The organism is Chryseobacterium sp. BGARF1 (assembly GCF_001677955.1).
Taxonomy (GTDB): domain Bacteria; phylum Bacteroidota; class Bacteroidia; order Flavobacteriales; family Weeksellaceae; genus Chryseobacterium.
Map to the genome: position 1 here is coordinate 1 of NZ_LELA01000018.1, position 16,698 is coordinate 16,698.

Here is a 16,698-nt window from a genome sequence, read left to right on the forward strand (position 1 = left end):
ATTATGAACTTCTAATGGAAAGTTCTGAAAACATGGTCAAATTATCTGCCATAAAATTATTACTCAATAAAATTTAAACAGCCTCTAACTTTACATGAAGGCAAACAATAAATCAATATTAATATTTGTTTATAATGTTTAACCTCATCTTTATTTCATCATCAAAAAACAAAATCACAATTATGGCTGCTTCATTTATCAATAACAAACATCTTCTTTGGCGTGCTGGTTTCGGGCCTAGAATTGAGCAGGTAAATGATTTGAAAACTAAAAACATCAAAACAATTTTGAAAGAAGTTTTTAATGAAGGAACCTTCTCTCCTATTGTTTATGAAACTCCCGACATTGTACCTATTGAATACACAGACCCAAAAGCGACCGCAGAACAGAAAAGAGAGATTCAAAAAATAAATCAGAAGCAAAACAACGAACTGAATCTTAATTTTCTAAAAAAAATGATCGACAGCAAAGAACAACTCAGAGAGAAAATGGCTTTTTTCTGGCACGGACATTTTGCTACGAGAATCAATAATCCGAAATTCAACCAACAGCTTTTGAATACAATCCGGGAAAAATCTTTGGGGAATTTTAAAGATTTACTGTTTGAAGTGAGTCGTTCTCCCGCAATGCTCAGTTTTTTAAACAATCAACAGAATAAAAAAGATCATCCCAACGAAAATTTCGCCCGTGAAGTAATGGAATTATTCACAATGGGTCGTGGAAATTATACCGAAAAAGATATTCGGGAAGCCGCAAGAGCTTTTACAGGGTGGGGTTATGATAAAGAAGGAAATTTTAATGAAAGAAAAAAACTTCATGATACCGGCACAAAAACTTTTCTCGGAAAAACCGGAAACTTTACCGGAGACGATATTTTAAATATTATTTTGGAGCAAAAATCTTCAGCCGAATTTATTACAACAAAAATCTATACTTTTTTGGTCAACGAAAAGCCCGATCCCGTTAGGATCAAAAATCTAAGTGAAGATTTTTATCAATCCGGATATGACATCAAAAAACTGATGTCTGAGATCTTTTCAAGCTCATGGTTTTATGATAAAAAAAATATTGGCAACCGCATAAAATCTCCAACAGAATTATTTGCCGGAATGATGAGAATCCTCCCGATGAATATTCAAAATCCAGAAAATATCACAGTGTACCAAAAACTTTTAGGTCAAATGCTTCTTTATCCGCCTAATGTTGCAGGTTGGCCGAATGGAAAATCCTGGATTGACAGTTCTACTTTAATGTTGAGACTTCAGATTCCGCAAATCTGGTCGGGTTTGCGCCCCATGGAATATTCGGCAAGAGAAGACGATGATATGGATATGGGAATGAAATCACGTGAAGCTTTAAATAAAAGCTTCAAAAATCCGAATATCATCATCGACTGGAATAAAGTTGACCAGGCTTTAGCGCAGAAAAAAGCAGAAGATTATTTGATCGTCAATTCAGACTCATTGGATATGGCTATCGTGAATCAGTTTTCAGATAAAAGCATTAAAATGAATGTAATCAATCTGATGTCTACACCGGAATATCAGTTAATGTAGTTTTTAGGTCGCAGGTTGCAGATTTTAGCTTACAGTTAAAATGCAACTTTAAAACCTGCAACCTAATATCTTTAACCTAAAACCTAAATTTATGATTATAAAGAGAAGAGAATTTTTAAAGATAAGTTCATTGGCAACAGCTTCCTTATTGGTTCCGAATTTTTTGCAGTCGATGACTTTAAATAATGCTTTAAATCCAAGTCAGAAGATATTGATTGTTTTACAATTTACTGGTGGAAATGATGGCTTAAACACAATCATTCCGACCAAAAATGATATTTATTTTAAAGAAAGAAATACTATTGCAATCACAGATTCTTTAGCTTTAAATGATGAAACGGGAATCAATCCTGCTTTGTCATATTTTAAAGAATTATTTGACAGTGGCGAACTTTCCCTGATGAATAATGTAGGTTACCCTAATCCTGATAAATCCCACTTTAGAAGTATGGATATTTGGCATTCTGCAAGTAAAAGCGATGAGTTTCTGGAAACAGGATGGCTTGGAAGATTTTTGGACGAAGAATGCTACAAATGTGAACATCCAACGCAGGCTTTGGAAGTTGATGATATGCTAAGTCTCGCTTTAAAAGGAGAAAACAACAAAGCTTTTGCCTTTAAAGACCCAAAAAAACTGTATCAAACCAGTCAGGAAAAATATTTTAAATCATTGTACAATAACGACCATCACCACGATGATGAAACGGTTTCTTATTTATACAAAACTTTAGGCTCTACGATCAATAATGCAGATTATATTTTCGAGAAAAGTAAAGCAAAAAAATCGACTCAGGAATATCCAAACTCCAAATTGGGAAAAGACTTTAAAACCGTTGCTTCATTGATAAAATCTAATATCAACACGCAGGTTTATTATCTATCTATCGGAAGTTTCGACACCCATGTCAATCAAAATGAAAGACAGCAAAAGCTGTTTGGAGAAATTAATGATGCTGTAAAATCTTTTGTTTCTGATATGAAATCTAACGGATTGTTTAATGATATTTTACTGATGACTTTTTCAGAATTCGGAAGACGTGTTGCTCAAAACGCCAGCAAAGGAACGGATCATGGAACGGCCAACCAAATGTTTTTTATCAGCGGCGGATTAAAAAAGAAAGGAATTCTGAATGCCCTTCCCGATTTACAAGATCTTAATGAAGGAGATTTAATTTACACTGAAGATTTCCGAAAAGTCTACGCAACAGTTCTTAAAAACTGGCTGAATGCCGATTCATCAAAAGTGTTGGGCTGGAAGAACGGCATTTATGATTTTATATAAAAAAACCTTACGGTTTTGTAAGGTTTATATTTTCTAATGTGGTGAAGGAATTGATTTTACATCTTTTTCTTCTTTGTTTTTATCGAGTTTCTCGGTCACTTTTTTAATGATAAAGTCTATAACAATAGGCACAACAAGCGCCACGACGGCTTTTAATATTCTGGATCTCATAATAATTTTATTTTCGAAATTAAATTACAACTTTCAAGCCAAGTTTTTAATTAAATAGAATTATGACTCTTCATTTCTTGTATTTTGAGCATTATAATTTGAGTGAGCAATGCTTATACTTTTAGCAATTCTCTGTTTCAGTTTTCTTGGGCCTAAAACCGTTAAAAACTCTCCCATTCCCAAAATCATTCGCTCCAATTCAAAGTTGAGCTGTACGCAAATTTTAAAAGTCGTTCCGCTTTCGTCTTCTTTAATAATTTCCTGAGAATGATGAAATGGCTTGGTTTTTACGTAAGGAGCGTGTTCTGAATTAACAAAAAACACAACATTTTGGGGTCTTTGTGTTTCCGAAACGGTTGCTCCAATCACTTCCCCGAAATAGCGGTCTGCATCAAAATCTTTATCGATATATTCCGTTTCATGGTCTGTTTCAATGGTTATCATTCGGTCTAAAGCCAAATTATAAATAGCTTTCTTATGCCAACAAATCAAAAACCAGCGGTTGTTATATTCTTTCAGCAATTGAGGATGAACCGTCAAAAAATTCTCTTCCCTTGCCTTAAAACTTTTATAGCAAATCTTTAAAACCTTTTTATTTAAAATATTTTCATACAAAACATCAATATGCTCCAAACCTTTCAGTTGCTCATTTTTATCTAAATGAATAATCGATTTTTGGCTGGTAGAATGGATAGAATCCTCCAACTTCTGAATCACACCATTCATTTCCTTGAACATCGAAAAATCTTTGAACTGCTTTAAGATCTGTATCGCATTATTCATCGCTTTCAGGTCATTTTCGTTCACTGAAATCTGATGAATACTATAATCTGGGTCGCTGTAACGGTAATATTTTTTTTCAAAAACTTCAATTGGCGCTTCATAGCCAAACTTTTCGCTTCGCATATTTTGCAAATCGAGTTGTACCGTACGCTTGCTGACGAAAGATTCTTTGCCTTCAAACTCAAAAAGCGCTTCGGAGCATTCGTCAATCAAATCTTCCAAAGTGTATTTTTTGTATTTATTCTTCAAACATTTATCTAATGTTTTGTAGCGGATGAGAGCATTTTTGTTGGAGGACATACTTAGTTTTGGTTGTTAGTTGATGGTTGTTTGAAAAGATAGGTTTCTCAATTTTACAAACCTAACGGGTTTTAAAAACCCGTTAGGTTTAGATTGCTCTATTTTTAAAACATTTATCTAATGTTTTATAGCGGATAAGGGCATTTTGTTGGATGACATAGTATTTTTATAAGATTTAGTTTATTCCTAGTAAACTTATTCTATCCTCATCATTTTTAAACTCGAACATTTCAGAATGATAAATTTTCCTTCCTGTTTTCTTAGAATAAATCCTCCTTACCATTTCAGAAGTCTCTAGTTCAATTTTTAGAGCCCTTATATCTAAAGAGTAACATTCTGAGTATGACAAATGCTTTTCGTCTGGAAAATTATTTTTAAATTCTTTATTATATGAAGGCTCAAACATTTTAATTAGTGCCGCTTCTATAAAATTAATTTTCTGCTTTTCGGTAATTACTAAACCCTTGTTATCAATAAAATCATTAATTAAGTCATCGTCTCTTTTTTGATTTTCTTTTGGATAAAATTCCTCATCAACCCCTCCTGAAAATAACATATTGAGTTGGGAAAATTTTGTTAGCAATACCCAAATATCACTATCTGGATTATTCGTTAGGGCATGGGTATAAATTTTTTGCAACGTTTCATGAGTAGATAGTCTATCCAAAGCAGTTCTATTCCCAATTTTCCCATACGCTTGTCCAATATATAAAATCTCATAATCAAGGATTTCTGTAGAAAGTTTTTTTTCAGCACTAATATGGTCAATTAATGAGCTCGCCCTAGCCATTAATAAAGTTTTTGTATCATCAACTAGTTCAAATTCACTAAAAGGATAATTTGTTATTAACTTAATTTCTGACTCTGCTTTAGGTAAACCAATACAAAGAGAAATTCGCTGCTTATCTTCTTTATTATGTACTAGGAAATCAAATAATGCTCTATTTTCATTACTAGAAAATGATTTCGGATCAATAGTTACTTTAGGTCTTTGTAAGATAAAATAAATATTACATGGATTATCATCATTGAAAATTCCATCATTTTCTGAATAAATATCTAAATCAGCTCCTAAAACAAATTGATATTGACTAAGAAACATAGACAAAAAAGTTTCCGCTCCAAATTTATGATTATCTCTTATGAATGGATTGCTTTTCATAATACAAAAATTGCTACTTATCCTACTTTCTCACCAAAGCTTTTCCTTCAAAAGAAATTCCGTCCCAACCGAATTCGATGAAGTTTCTGATGTTTTGATGATCTGTTCCTTCAGGATTTTGTAAAACATCTTTTCTGTAAAATTCACCGAAAAGATTCAGCGTTTCTTCTTTTGATAAGTCATTCAATTTTGCAAAACTGAAAACTTTGCAAGAACCGTTGTTTTGATCTGCTTCGTTTACGGTATTTCCGTTGGTAAATTTTGTTGGAGTAAAGTTGTAATGCTCGTCAATAAATGCAATAACATCTTTAAACTGAATTTCCTCTGCTGATTTTTCTAATTGTTCGAATAACATATTTTTATTTTTAATATTTCTGAAGAAGTTAATTTTTAATCATACAATCTGCTCCATCGGAGCAATATCTGTGTAGAAAATTTAAAAGGACACCATTGGGCATTCCGTAGGAACGCTATCTTTTTCTGTCGATAGATTTTCACAGATTGCTCCTACGGAGCTTGAGACATCATTATCTTTGTTTTCTATTATCAGTTCGCCACGCTGTGGCTTTTCTTAGAAACAAATTATTTCTGACTCCAGATTTACAATTAAATTTCTCAAAAATAATTAAAATATTTTTATCTGCGCAAAAAGATTGCACACTTATGTTTTTACTTTGCATCAACAAAATGACAAAGTAGTAATAAAAAGTTAAATCTTTTGCAGCCCGACTTGAACGGAGCTCTTTTTGTAAGGAGGAACGACGAGCAAAAAAGCGGGAGTGGAAGGCGGAAAAGCTGCCCAAACCTAAAAAAGTGATTAGATAAAGTCAAATAAAAAAACAAAAATATGAATACAATTACAGGAAATGAATTGATTGCTTTAGGATACAGACCGGGAAAATGGTTTGCAGAAGCATTAGAATATATCAACGAAAATAAATTGGATGAAAAGCAAATCTCTGAATATTTGGAGCAATTCAAATCTCCGGAACCTATTCCGTTGCATGCGGAAGCGAAAGATTTCATCATCAACATCAAAGCGGAACATGAAAGCGAAAACGATAACGTAGAAAAAGTAATCAACACGATGAAAGTTTTGATGAAAACTCCAACGTTGATTGAAGGCGCGATTATGCCCGATGCTTGTCCGACAGGACCGGAAGGACATATTCCGGTTGGTGGAGTTGTCGTGGCAAAAAATGCCATTCATCCCGGATTTCATAGCGCAGATATCTGCTGTTCCGTTATGTTAACCGATTTTGGAAAAGTAAATCCTAAAGAAGTTTTGGATGTCGCTCATTCTATGACGCATTTCGGGTATGGAGGAAGACCGAGAGGTGAGCAAATGGAAATGTCTCAGGAATTAATGGATGCTTTCAGAGAAAATGAGTTTTTGAATGATGAAAAATTAATCAGCATTGCCCGTTCTCATATGGGAACTCAAGGTGATGGAAACCATTTTTTATTTGTCGGAGTTTCTAAAAATACAGGAAACACAATGTTAGTAACTCATCACGGGTCGAGAGCTCCGGGAGCGATGTTGTATGATAAAGGAATGAAAGTCGCAAATAGATTCAGACAGGAAATTTCGCCAGAAACTTTGAGAGAAAATGCATGGATCCCGTACGAAACCGAGGAAGGAAAGCAATATTGGGAAGCTTTGCAATTGATAAGAAACTGGACGAAAGAAAACCATGAATCGATTCATAACGCGACTTTAGAAAAGCTAAATATTAAAAGACAAAACAGATATTGGAACGAACATAATTTTGTATTCAGAGATGGAGATCTATTCTACCATGCAAAAGGAGCCACTCCGCTGGACGATAAATTTTTGCCGGATATTACTGGACCGAGATTGATTCCGCTGAACATGTCGGAACCCGTTTTGATTGTTCAGGGAAAAACGAACGATAGAAATTTGGGATTTGCACCACACGGAGCAGGAAGAAATTTCAGCAGAACGCAGCATAAAAAATCTCTGGCTCATAAAACGATTGAAGAAATTTTTGAAGAAGAAACAAAAGGTTTAGATATCAGATTTTTCACCAATGATATTGATATTTCTGAACTACCAAGTGCTTATAAAAGTGCGAAAAATGTGAGAGCTCAGATTGAAGAATACGGATTGTGTGAAGTATTGGATGAAGTAATGCCTTACGGATGTATTATGGCGGGAGATGTTCAGAAAAATGCGCCTTGGAAAAAGAAGAAGAAATTTAGAAAAGCTTAATTGTTGGGCAATCGCAAAGACGCAAAGATTTTTTGACAGCTTCAAACTATAAGGCGCAAAGATTTTATCTACAATCAAATTGCTAATTGCATATTTTATTTGAAACTGTTGGATTATCGAATATGACAATGAATTTACAGAAGGGTTTTACAGTTTAAAATTTAAAAAAATTGGATCGTTGCGTCTATAACCCAAAAATAAAAAAAATAATAACCAAATTTTTAATAATAATGGTGGGAACAGTAGCTCAGCTGGTAGAGCAACAGTATTACTTTTCGCTTACGGCAAATAAAGTTCCTATGAATTAAGTTTGTTGGTCGCAGGTTCGAGCCCTGCCTGTTCCTCAAAATATTGAAAATGTTTACATTTAATGATTAATCATTTTCATTTTTCACAAAATTTAAGGCAAAGAAAGTTCCTATTGATTTCCCACATTTACTTTCCGCCTTTTTACAAATTACGAGGCAAAGGGAGTTCCTATATTTGGATAATTACTCCCCGCCTTTTATAAAACTATAGGTAAAAGGAGTTCCTATATATTTCATTAAAAGAACTACTCCTCACTTATTTTTTTTAAAATAAAAACAATGAAAACATTAAAATTATTCAACACTGTATTGGCAAAAAAATCTAATGAAAAGCCATTTATTTCAGATGAGGGTTTTATCATTGAGTCTGATGCACTTTGGGCTAAAAAAGAAATTATTTCTTATTATTCAAAAGAAAAACTAAATGGAAATGATTTAAACAAAACCTTTCATAAATCGTGGCAGAAAATTAAAGAAAGCTCTAGAATTGAATTATTAATCGAACAAATCAATCATTATATTTCAACGTATGGAAGTGATTTTCAAAATGAAATTTATATCCCTAAAGAAATATTGAATATTCCTGATTTGAAGCTAACTTTCAAAGTAATTAAAGCCTATACTCAAGAAGAAATGCAGGAAAAATGTCTTTCTCTTTTGAAATCAGGTATTGCTTTGAAAGAGGAAACAATTGATGATTTGCTTTATATTTTGCATACCGAACTGGAATATGATTTCACAGGAAAAGAAAATATCCGAAATAAAGAAGCGGTGATAAAAATTGCCGACCGATACGATATTTATCCCGAAAATCCCGTTGAATTTTTCCGTTATGTGATTTATAAAACAACCAGAACAACGCTTTTAATCAAAAGCAATGATTTAATAGATGATATCAAAAAAAGTAAATTTAATCCAACTTATCTGTTTGAAAACTTCGGGTTGGAAAAAATGGCGGAAATCTTTAACCGATTCAAGCCCTTGTTTTTAGCTTATAAAAACAGAGCGCCAAAAACGATTAATAAAATTTCAAAACTGTCAAAAATTCATCATCAACCGTTAATTTCAAATCCATTAAACAATGCTACTAATATTCTGTTGGAAAACAGCGATTTACATTGGTTAGAAAATGCCACACCTTTTGCTTTGTTTAAAGCTTTATCGGCTTGTTATTCTAGAATGTATGGTCAGAATACTTTTGTCTACAGAATCAGAAACGGAAAATCTTGGACAAAAAGAGGAACTGCTACTTCTGTGAATGAATTAAACTATGATTTTATTTTAAATTACTTAAAATCAAAATATAATCTTTCTGAAAAGAAATTCTATTTCCCTAAAGATGTAGCATTTGGTTTACCTACTTCTGAGAAAATGTTTGTTGGAAATATTCCGACCGGAACAAGGTTTTATGGAGAAAGACTGGCTATCGGAATTTATTGGGAAGATGCTTGGGGAGCCAATGACCTTGACCTTTCCGGATTGAATATCGCAGGAAAGATCGGATGGAATGCGGCTTATGATCAAGATAACGGACAATTGATGTATTCCGGAGATATGACTTCTGCTCCAAATGGTGCTGTAGAATATCTTTATACCAACAAATATTTAAATACTCCAACGCTTGTAATGAATAGTGTTTTCTCGGGAGATGCTAATTGTGGTTATAAAATCGTTATCGGAAAAGGAGATGATATTTCCTATGATTATATGATGAATCCTAACAATCTTTTTGCGGAAACTAAGTGTAACTCAGTTCAGAAGCAGACAATTTTAGGAATGTTACTTCCAAAAGATGGAAAACAATGTTTTGTATTATTAAATTTCGGAGCAGGAAACTCTCATGTTTCAGGAACTTCTGAAGTTTCTTCGATGGCGACGAATGCGTTGTATCAGCAATGGTATGAATCGATTTCTTTCAATCATTTGATAGAAAAACTGGGCGCAATCATCACTTCAGAAAAAGAAGAAGCAGACTTTGATTTCTCTTTAGAAACATTGGAAAAAGATAGTTTTACCAAAATTTTCAAATAATATTTTGCTATCATTTTGAGTGAAAAATCTTGAAATGATGGCTTTGTTTTAAAAATAATTATTTTTCTTTCGTCTTAATACAGAAGAAACAAAATCGTTACGTTAAGAATTCAAAGTTATTCATACAAAGAGAATTTTATCTTCGATAAAATCTTTGAGCCTTAAAAACGGAATGAATTAAAAAACTTTGCGTCTTTGCGTTTCACCAAAGAACCAAACATTAGAGTTTAATTTTTTTCTCTCGCAGATTTAGCAAATTAAGCAGATTTTATTAAATGTAATTATCTGCGAAATCAAACTAATCTGTAAGAGAATTATATATTAATATTCTTAATTGAAATCAAACCATCTTTCACATCAATTACAGTTCTTTTTCCATAATCAATTTGAATATTAAACATATTTTCCAAAGGGAATTTGAGAATAGACTGAAGGATTAACCGAATGACTCCAGCATGAGTGACAATTAAAATTTTGTTGATGTCTTTTTTAGAAATCAATTCATTCCAAAACTCAGAAACCCGGTTTTGCATTTCTAATAAATTTTCGCCTTTTGTTGCTTTTATATTGATAAAATCCTGATACCAAGGAGTAATTTCATCTTCGGGAATTTCTGTCCATTTTTTCATTTCCCAGTCTCCGAAATTCATTTCTTTAATTCTTTTATCAGTTTGATAATTAAACTGAAAATGCTTCGCCAATAATTGACATCGTTGAGACGGACTCGAAATAATTAAATCAAAATCTGAATCAATTTGAATCGATTTAAAATCTTCAACATAATTTTTATGCAAAGACATTTCGGCAAATCCATAACACAGATTATCCGGGTTTTCTACGGCAGTATGACGAATCAGATGAATTTCCATACGATGATTGCTCCTAAATAAAATAAGACTTCACAAACCTGCTGCACCGTTCCCAAACAATCACCTGTATATCCACCGATGTGTTTTTTGAAATACCAACCCAAATATATTTTTCCGATATACGCAAAAAGCAACGCAAAAATCAATCGCCAATCGGGAATTAAAGAAAAAGCTAATAAAACAGCCATAAAACTAATCACTAAAGACTTTCCGTCTAACGCTTTATTCGCCAACGGTTTTGATTTGCTCACATCAATATCCGTCACATATCGATGCGTATAAATCATTGTTCCCGCAATAAATCGGCTTGAAGTATGAGCAAAAATAATGATGGCTAAAGTTTTCGTTACATCTAAAGTTCCCAATTCTTTAATGCTGAAAAATTTTAGAGCAAACAATAAAATAATTCCAATCGCACCATAAGCTCCGACACGACTGTCTTTCATGATGGTCATGATTCTTTCTTTACCATAACCACCACCAAAACTGTCGCAAACATCCGTAAATCCGTCTTCATGAAAAGCTCCGGTCAACAAAACACTTGCGCTCATCATTAAAACAATAGCAATTTCTAAATTGAAAAGCTGAAAAGAGCCATATAAGACAATCGCGTTAATCAATCCAACCAACAATCCAACCCAGGCAAAATACTTTTGAGACTGGTTCATAATTTCATTGGAATAAGGAATTTTAAAAGGAACCGGAATTCTTGTAAAAAACATCAGCGCCGTTGCGAAATAAATCAGTTCATTCTTTACAGCTGTCATTTATTCTTTATTTGAAACATTAGCATCTTCGAAACTCGACATTTCATTTAGAAAATTAACGGCACTTTGAATAATAGGATAAGCCAATGCACAACCTGTTCCCTCTCCCACTCGTAAATTAAGATTCAATAAAGCTTTTTGATTTAATAATTCCAATAATTTGATGTGCGCAAATTCGTCGCTGACATGGCAGAAAATACAGTTATTTAAAATCTCAGGGTTCTTTTTAAACAGAACAGAAATGGCAACCGTTGCGATAAATCCGTCAATTAAAATCAACATATTTTGGTGGTAGGCTTCCTGCATCGCTCCAATCATTTGGACAATTTCGAGTCCTCCGAAAGTTTGAGCAATTTCATCTGTAGTTTTTAAATGAGGATATTTTTCTATCGCTTTTGAAAGAATATTAATTTTATTCTGTAGCTGACTGTCATTTAAACCCGTTCCTCTTCCAACACAATTTTCAATCGGAATATCAAATAGCTGACTCATCATCAATGAAGAAGCCGACGTATTTCCAATTCCCATTTCACCAAAACCGATGACATTAGAACCGGTTTCTGCAATTTCTTTAACCACAGATTTCCCGTTTTCCAAAGCCTGTTGGTATTCTTCACTCGTCATTGCAGGTTCATCCAACATATTTCGGCTCGACTTTCTGACCTTTTTATCAATTAAATTTAGTCCTTCAGGAAAATCAAAATTTACGCCCGCATCTACAATTTTTATGTCAATATTATTTTGCTTACAAAAAACATTAATTGCCGCACCTCCACCTAAAAAGTTCATCACCATTTGATAAGTAACCTCTTGTGGATAAGCGCTCACTCCTGCAGTTGCAATTCCGTGGTCGGCTGCGAAAACAACCATGTGAGGTTTTATTAATTTTGGTGAAGTGGTTTGCTGAACCATACCTATTTTATGAGCCAGATTTTCTAAAAATCCTAATGCACCTAAAGGTTTTGTTTTGAAATCAATCTTGTGTTGTAAATCGTCTGCTAACATTGATGTATTGTATGTTTTTGCAAATTACTAAAATCTATTTGTTAAACAGATATTTAATTTTCTTTTGTCTTGAAACAAAATAGTAAAGTTGGAAAATCGCAAAGACTCAAAGACTTTAAATTATAATATTGCTTTTAAGACGCAAGAAAATCAAAAGTTTTCGGGAAACGATGTTTCGTTTTAAGGTTTTCACAATCCAGTTTTATCGCAGATAAAATCTTTGCGCCTTGAAAACATAAAGTTTCAAAATAATTTTGCGTCTTTGCGATTTTCCAACAACATCAATCATATTTGAATAGTAAAAAACTCCATGACTCTCAAACCCTCCGACACTAAAACCCAAAACCACAACGTAAAAACATTGCGCACCTCCTTTTTTACTTTGCATTATAAATTAAAAACAATGACACCAAAAATACTAGATAAATTAAAAGAAATAGAGGCAAAAAGAAACATAGAAATACTTCTTGCCGTAGAATCTGGAAGTCGAGCCTGGGGTTTTGCTTCTCCAGACAGCGATTATGATATACGCTTTATATACCGCCACGAAAAAGATTGGTATCTTTCACCGTGGGATAAAGATGAAACGATAGAATTTATGACCGAAGACGACCTCGACGGTTCCGGATGGGATTTGAGAAAGACTTTTCATCTCTTATTAAAATCGAATGCAGCTTTATTGAGTTGGTTCTACTCTCCTATCGTTTATGTGAAAAATGAAAAATTTTACGACTTATTTAAACCTTTAGCAGATTCTGCTTTTTCACCGATAGCGGTTTCTTACCATTATCTAAGCATGAGCAAAAAATTTCTGGAAGCCTGCAGAACCGATGAAGTAAAACTAAAATCGTATTTCTACTGCCTTCGAACTACTTTGACCGGAAAATGGATATTAGAAAAAGGAACTGTTCCGCCTGTTTTGTTCAGTGAATTGTTAGTTTTGGTCGATGATTTCACGAAAACCAAAATAGAAAATCTGGTTGCCTTAAAAGCCACCAAAGGAGAATCTTATTTTCATCCGAATGATTGGGAACTTTTTGATTTTTTGGAAAAAGTGATATTAGATAATGAGAAAAGAGCCAAAAGTTTGAAAGGGGGAAATACGGATAAGAATGGAATGGAAAGAGTTTTTAGGGAAATATTAATAAATTAGAAAAAAAATATAAACTGTATGAAAAATATAATCGCCCTGTCTCCCATGTACACGGAAGACAGCAATAATCTGAAAAAAGCATCGCTCAATTCACCATATGAATTGAACCGTTTCAATGCAAAATGGAACGTTCCTGAAGAATTTCGAGCAAACGTGATTGCAGTATATGGCGAAGATATTTATGCAGAAATTGTAGCTGAACAATGTAATTTAACTTTAACAAAGCCTGAGGATAATTGGCTTTCAAAGATTTCGGAGGAATTTACCAAACGTAAAATTTCTTACGGGCAATTGAAGGATTTTGTACATGAAGAAAATATTTTCATTAAATGTTCTGATTTTAAAAGTTTCAAAGCCGGAGTTTTCGATAAAGTCACCAATATCAAAGGTTTTGATTCTTTGGATTTAGAAAGCACCGTTTTCACTTCGGAAGTTGTAGAATGGGAGCTTGAAGTAAGATGTTTTGTTTTAAACAATGAAATAAAAACTTATTCTTCTTATTGGCGAAATAATGCTTTTGACACCAATCAGCTTTCTGAAACTGAGGAAAAAAATCTGTTTGAGTTTTTCAAAAATTTTATCCAACAATATTCTGAAACACTACCCAAAGCAATTGTTCTTGATTTTGGAATCATCAAAGGAAAAGACTGGGCTTTGATTGAAGCAAATCCGGCTTGGTGTTCTGGTTTGTATGCTTGTGATGCAGAGAAGGCTTTGGAAGTGATTGTTGAGAGTTTTATTAAAAATTGTAATGATTATAACTAACTCTCTATTATAAATTTTATAGAAATATGTTAAATATCAATTCAATTAAAAATAAAAACCTCATCCTCTTCCAATCCATCTCCGGAAGCCGCTCTTTCGGACTCGCTACGGAAAACTCAGATACAGATATTCGTGGAGTGTATTATTTACCGAAAGATGATTCTTTTGGTTTAAATTATATTCCGCAAATCTCTAATGAGACGAATGATATTACCTATTATGAGATTGGAAGATTTGTAGAATTATTGCAGAAAAACAATCCGAATATTCTGGAAATCTTGGCAAGTCCGGAAGATTGTATTCAACATAAAAACCCGTTGATGGATCTGCTGAAGCCCGAAGATTTTCTTTCCAAATTATGCAAAGATACATTTGCTGGATATGCGATCTCACAGATCAAAAAAGCAAAAGGACTCAACAAAAAGATATTGAATCCGATTGATAAAGAAAGAAAATCGATTCTTGATTTCTGTTATATTTTAGAAAATAATAGCTCTTTACCGTTAAAAAAATGGTTGAGAGAATTCCCCTCCTCTGGAGGGGTGTCCGAAGGACGGGGTGGTTTAATTCAGGAAAAATGTGGCTTAGTCAACATCGACAATACCAAAGGAATGTTTGCGCTTTTCTATGATGAATCGGGAGATTTAAACTACAAAGGAATTATTCAAAATGAAGAAGCCAATCAGGTTTCCGTTTCATCGGTTCCGAAAGGTGAACGATCTTTGGCGTTTATGTTTTGTAATATCGACGCCTACTCTACTTATTGCAAAGATTACCGCGATTATTGGAAGTGGGTTTCAGAGAGAAATGAAGACCGTTATAATGTCAATCAAAATCATGGACAAAACTACGACAGCAAAAATATGATGCACACCATTCGGTTATTGCAGTCTTGTGAACAGATTTTCAAAACCGGTTCGTTACAAATTAAGGTGGAAAACCGTGACGAATTGTTAGACATCAAAGCCGGAAATTGGTCGTATGAAAATATAATGAATAAAGCTGAAGTACTGATTAAATCAATCGAACATCATCATTCAAAGTCTAATCTTCCGGACACACCGGATTTGGAAAAAACAACCAAAATTTTAGTGGAAATAAGAAATTCTTTATACAGTAATTAAAAACAAAAAAGGCTTCCAATGGAAGCCTTTTATATGATATTATCTATCGGGTTCAATACCAAAACCGAATGATTATTTAACCATTCTGATTTCTACGGCAACAAAACCTTTCGGAGATTTCTCTTTTTCGAAAGATACTTTATTTCCTTTTTTGATAGGTTCCATACAGTTATTACTGTGGAAGAAAACATTTTCTTTAGAACCGTCTTCTGTAATAAAACCATAACCTTTTTCACTGAAAAATGTTACAATCCCCGTTTTTACCAATTCTTCAGCTTCAATAGGAGCTGCACCCAATTGGATGTTGTTGATATCAAACTCTTCAACATTGCTGTTGTCCGGTGGTGTAGAAGTCAACTGACCGTTTGCATCAACATACATGATCATGTCATCAAGACCTTTACCTTTATTGTTGACTGTTTTACGCTCTTCTCTTTTCTGAGCTTTTTCTTTTGCTTTCTGAACTTTTTTCTTGAAATTTTCTTTTTTTGAGAAAGAATCCGCCATATATTGTATAAAATTTATTTGTTACGTGCTGATTGTTAAAGATAAAACTTCTTTTTGAAATCTATCTTATTATAACCAAATACTTTTCCCGATTAAATCAGAAAGGTATTATAGTTTTTCAGTAATAATATAAAGATTGCCGACACAAGTATTTTCTGAGGAATAAATTGAGGCATCTGAAATGTGAAAACTGAGAGAAAAATAAATGTTTTAAACTTTGCCTGAAACAAAAGCTTGAAAACCTTTCTATTAATTGCTTTTGCAAATATACGATAAATATTATTGGGATTCATGCTAAATCTAACTTTTTCATATTCAATAATTTATAAAGTCCTTTTTTCTTCATTAAAATAACGCTTCATACATGACTTTTTTTTCCGTCCATAAAAGATTCAAGCAGGTTTTACAATGCGTACGTAATTCAAAAGTTTACAAAGAAAATTGATAACTCAGTTTTTTTACATTTTGTAAACTTTTGAACTCCTACCTTTTAATTATTTCTTTTGCGCTTTTTGCGGTAAAATATTTTTGTTGAGAAAATAATAATTAAACTCTTTATGCATTTTAAATCTTGTCTTTCAAAAAGTATGTAAAACTGTAATCTTCCCCAAAAACAGGAACATTTAAAAATATAGTTTTTAAATTTGGAAGACTATGAAAAACAGTAAATTTTCAGAAGTTC

General features: G+C 33.1%; 15 protein-coding genes and 1 tRNA gene. 8 read left to right on the plus strand and 8 right to left on the minus strand.

The genetic code is table 11. From position 1 onward, the window contains the following. The first annotated feature begins 182 nt into the window (after positions 1-182). Together AB671_RS03375 and AB671_RS03380 are read left to right on the plus strand one after the other, a co-directional pair. Positions 183-1,556: a DUF1800 family protein gene (locus AB671_RS03375; protein WP_066680900.1), complete on the plus strand. Its 1,374-nt coding sequence runs from the start codon at positions 183-185 to the stop codon at positions 1,554-1,556. A gap of 91 nt (positions 1,557-1,647) precedes the next feature. Further along, a complete protein-coding gene (locus AB671_RS03380) occupies positions 1,648-2,838 on the plus strand; it encodes a DUF1501 domain-containing protein (protein ID WP_066680874.1) in 1,191 nt (396 codons plus the stop codon). Positions 2,839-2,871: 33 nt separating this feature from the next. Here the strand turns inward: AB671_RS03380 and AB671_RS22445 are convergent, their stop codons facing one another. The 4 genes from AB671_RS22445 to AB671_RS03395 all read right to left on the minus strand — a co-directional run bounded on the left by AB671_RS22445 (position 2,872) and on the right by AB671_RS03395 (position 5,609). Further along, a complete protein-coding gene (locus AB671_RS22445; RefSeq protein ID WP_185114123.1) occupies positions 2,872-3,009 on the minus strand; it encodes a hypothetical protein in 138 nt (45 codons plus the stop codon). 60 nt (positions 3,010-3,069) lie between these two features. After that, on the minus strand, positions 3,070-4,092 hold the full coding sequence (locus tag AB671_RS03385) for a helix-turn-helix transcriptional regulator (RefSeq protein ID WP_066680875.1): 1,023 nt from the start codon (positions 4,090-4,092) through the stop codon (positions 3,070-3,072). A 175-nt stretch (positions 4,093-4,267) separates the two neighbouring features. Further along, complete coding sequence (locus AB671_RS03390; RefSeq protein WP_066680877.1) at positions 4,268-5,254, minus strand: hypothetical protein; 987 nt, start codon at positions 5,252-5,254, stop codon at positions 4,268-4,270. 22 nt (positions 5,255-5,276) lie between these two features. Further along, a complete protein-coding gene (locus tag AB671_RS03395; RefSeq protein WP_066680879.1) occupies positions 5,277-5,609 on the minus strand; it encodes a HopJ type III effector protein in 333 nt (110 codons plus the stop codon). A 1,077-nt stretch (positions 5,610-6,686) separates the two neighbouring features. Between AB671_RS03395 and AB671_RS23035 the strand changes: the two genes are divergently transcribed. From AB671_RS23035 to AB671_RS03405, 3 genes are all read left to right on the plus strand, one after another. After that, positions 6,687-7,487 (plus strand): RtcB family protein, encoded by an 801-nt coding sequence (locus tag AB671_RS23035; protein ID WP_410492649.1) that lies wholly within the window; start codon positions 6,687-6,689, stop codon positions 7,485-7,487. Between the two features lie 236 nt (positions 7,488-7,723). Continuing rightward, positions 7,724-7,831 (plus strand) — tRNA-OTHER (locus tag AB671_RS22160). A gap of 243 nt (positions 7,832-8,074) precedes the next feature. Next, the gene (locus AB671_RS03405) at positions 8,075-9,826 is read left to right on the plus strand and encodes a hypothetical protein (protein WP_066680883.1); all 1,752 of its coding nucleotides are present in this window, start codon (positions 8,075-8,077) and stop codon (positions 9,824-9,826) included. Between the two features lie 314 nt (positions 9,827-10,140). Here AB671_RS03405 and cobC read toward each other — a convergent pair whose 3' ends face one another. From cobC to cobT, 3 genes are read right to left on the minus strand one after another with little or no spacing between them, the layout of a single operon-like run. Further along, entirely contained in the window at positions 10,141-10,695 is a 555-nt protein-coding gene (gene cobC, locus AB671_RS03410) for an alpha-ribazole phosphatase (protein ID WP_066680885.1), read from the minus strand. Then, positions 10,680-11,462 carry an adenosylcobinamide-GDP ribazoletransferase gene (locus AB671_RS03415; protein WP_066680887.1) on the minus strand — a complete coding sequence of 261 codons (783 nt, stop codon included), beginning with the start codon at positions 11,460-11,462 and terminating at the stop codon, positions 10,680-10,682. The genes cobC and AB671_RS03415 overlap by 16 nt, the downstream gene beginning before the upstream one ends. Next, positions 11,463-12,467, minus strand: a complete 1,005-nt coding sequence (cobT, locus tag AB671_RS03420; RefSeq protein WP_066680889.1) for a nicotinate-nucleotide--dimethylbenzimidazole phosphoribosyltransferase — start codon at positions 12,465-12,467, stop codon at positions 11,463-11,465. 403 nt (positions 12,468-12,870) lie between these two features. Here cobT and AB671_RS03430 point away from each other — a divergent pair, with 403 nt between their 5' ends. Genes AB671_RS03430 through AB671_RS03440 form a run of 3 tightly spaced genes read left to right on the plus strand, consistent with a single transcriptional unit; the run spans position 12,871 to position 15,509 of the window. Further along, entirely contained in the window at positions 12,871-13,620 is a 750-nt protein-coding gene (locus tag AB671_RS03430; protein ID WP_066680893.1) for a DNA polymerase beta superfamily protein, read from the plus strand. An 18-nt stretch (positions 13,621-13,638) separates the two neighbouring features. Beyond that, positions 13,639-14,385 carry an ATP-grasp domain-containing protein gene (locus tag AB671_RS03435; protein ID WP_066680895.1) on the plus strand — a complete coding sequence of 249 codons (747 nt, stop codon included), beginning with the start codon at positions 13,639-13,641 and terminating at the stop codon, positions 14,383-14,385. A 26-nt stretch (positions 14,386-14,411) separates the two neighbouring features. Continuing rightward, positions 14,412-15,509: a DNA polymerase beta superfamily protein gene (locus AB671_RS03440; RefSeq protein ID WP_066680896.1), complete on the plus strand. Its 1,098-nt coding sequence runs from the start codon at positions 14,412-14,414 to the stop codon at positions 15,507-15,509. 72 nt (positions 15,510-15,581) lie between these two features. On the opposite strand, the gene AB671_RS03445 is transcribed toward AB671_RS03440, so the two are convergent. Beyond that, complete coding sequence (locus AB671_RS03445; protein ID WP_066680898.1) at positions 15,582-16,016, minus strand: cold-shock protein; 435 nt, start codon at positions 16,014-16,016, stop codon at positions 15,582-15,584. Positions 16,017-16,698 lie beyond the last annotated feature (682 nt).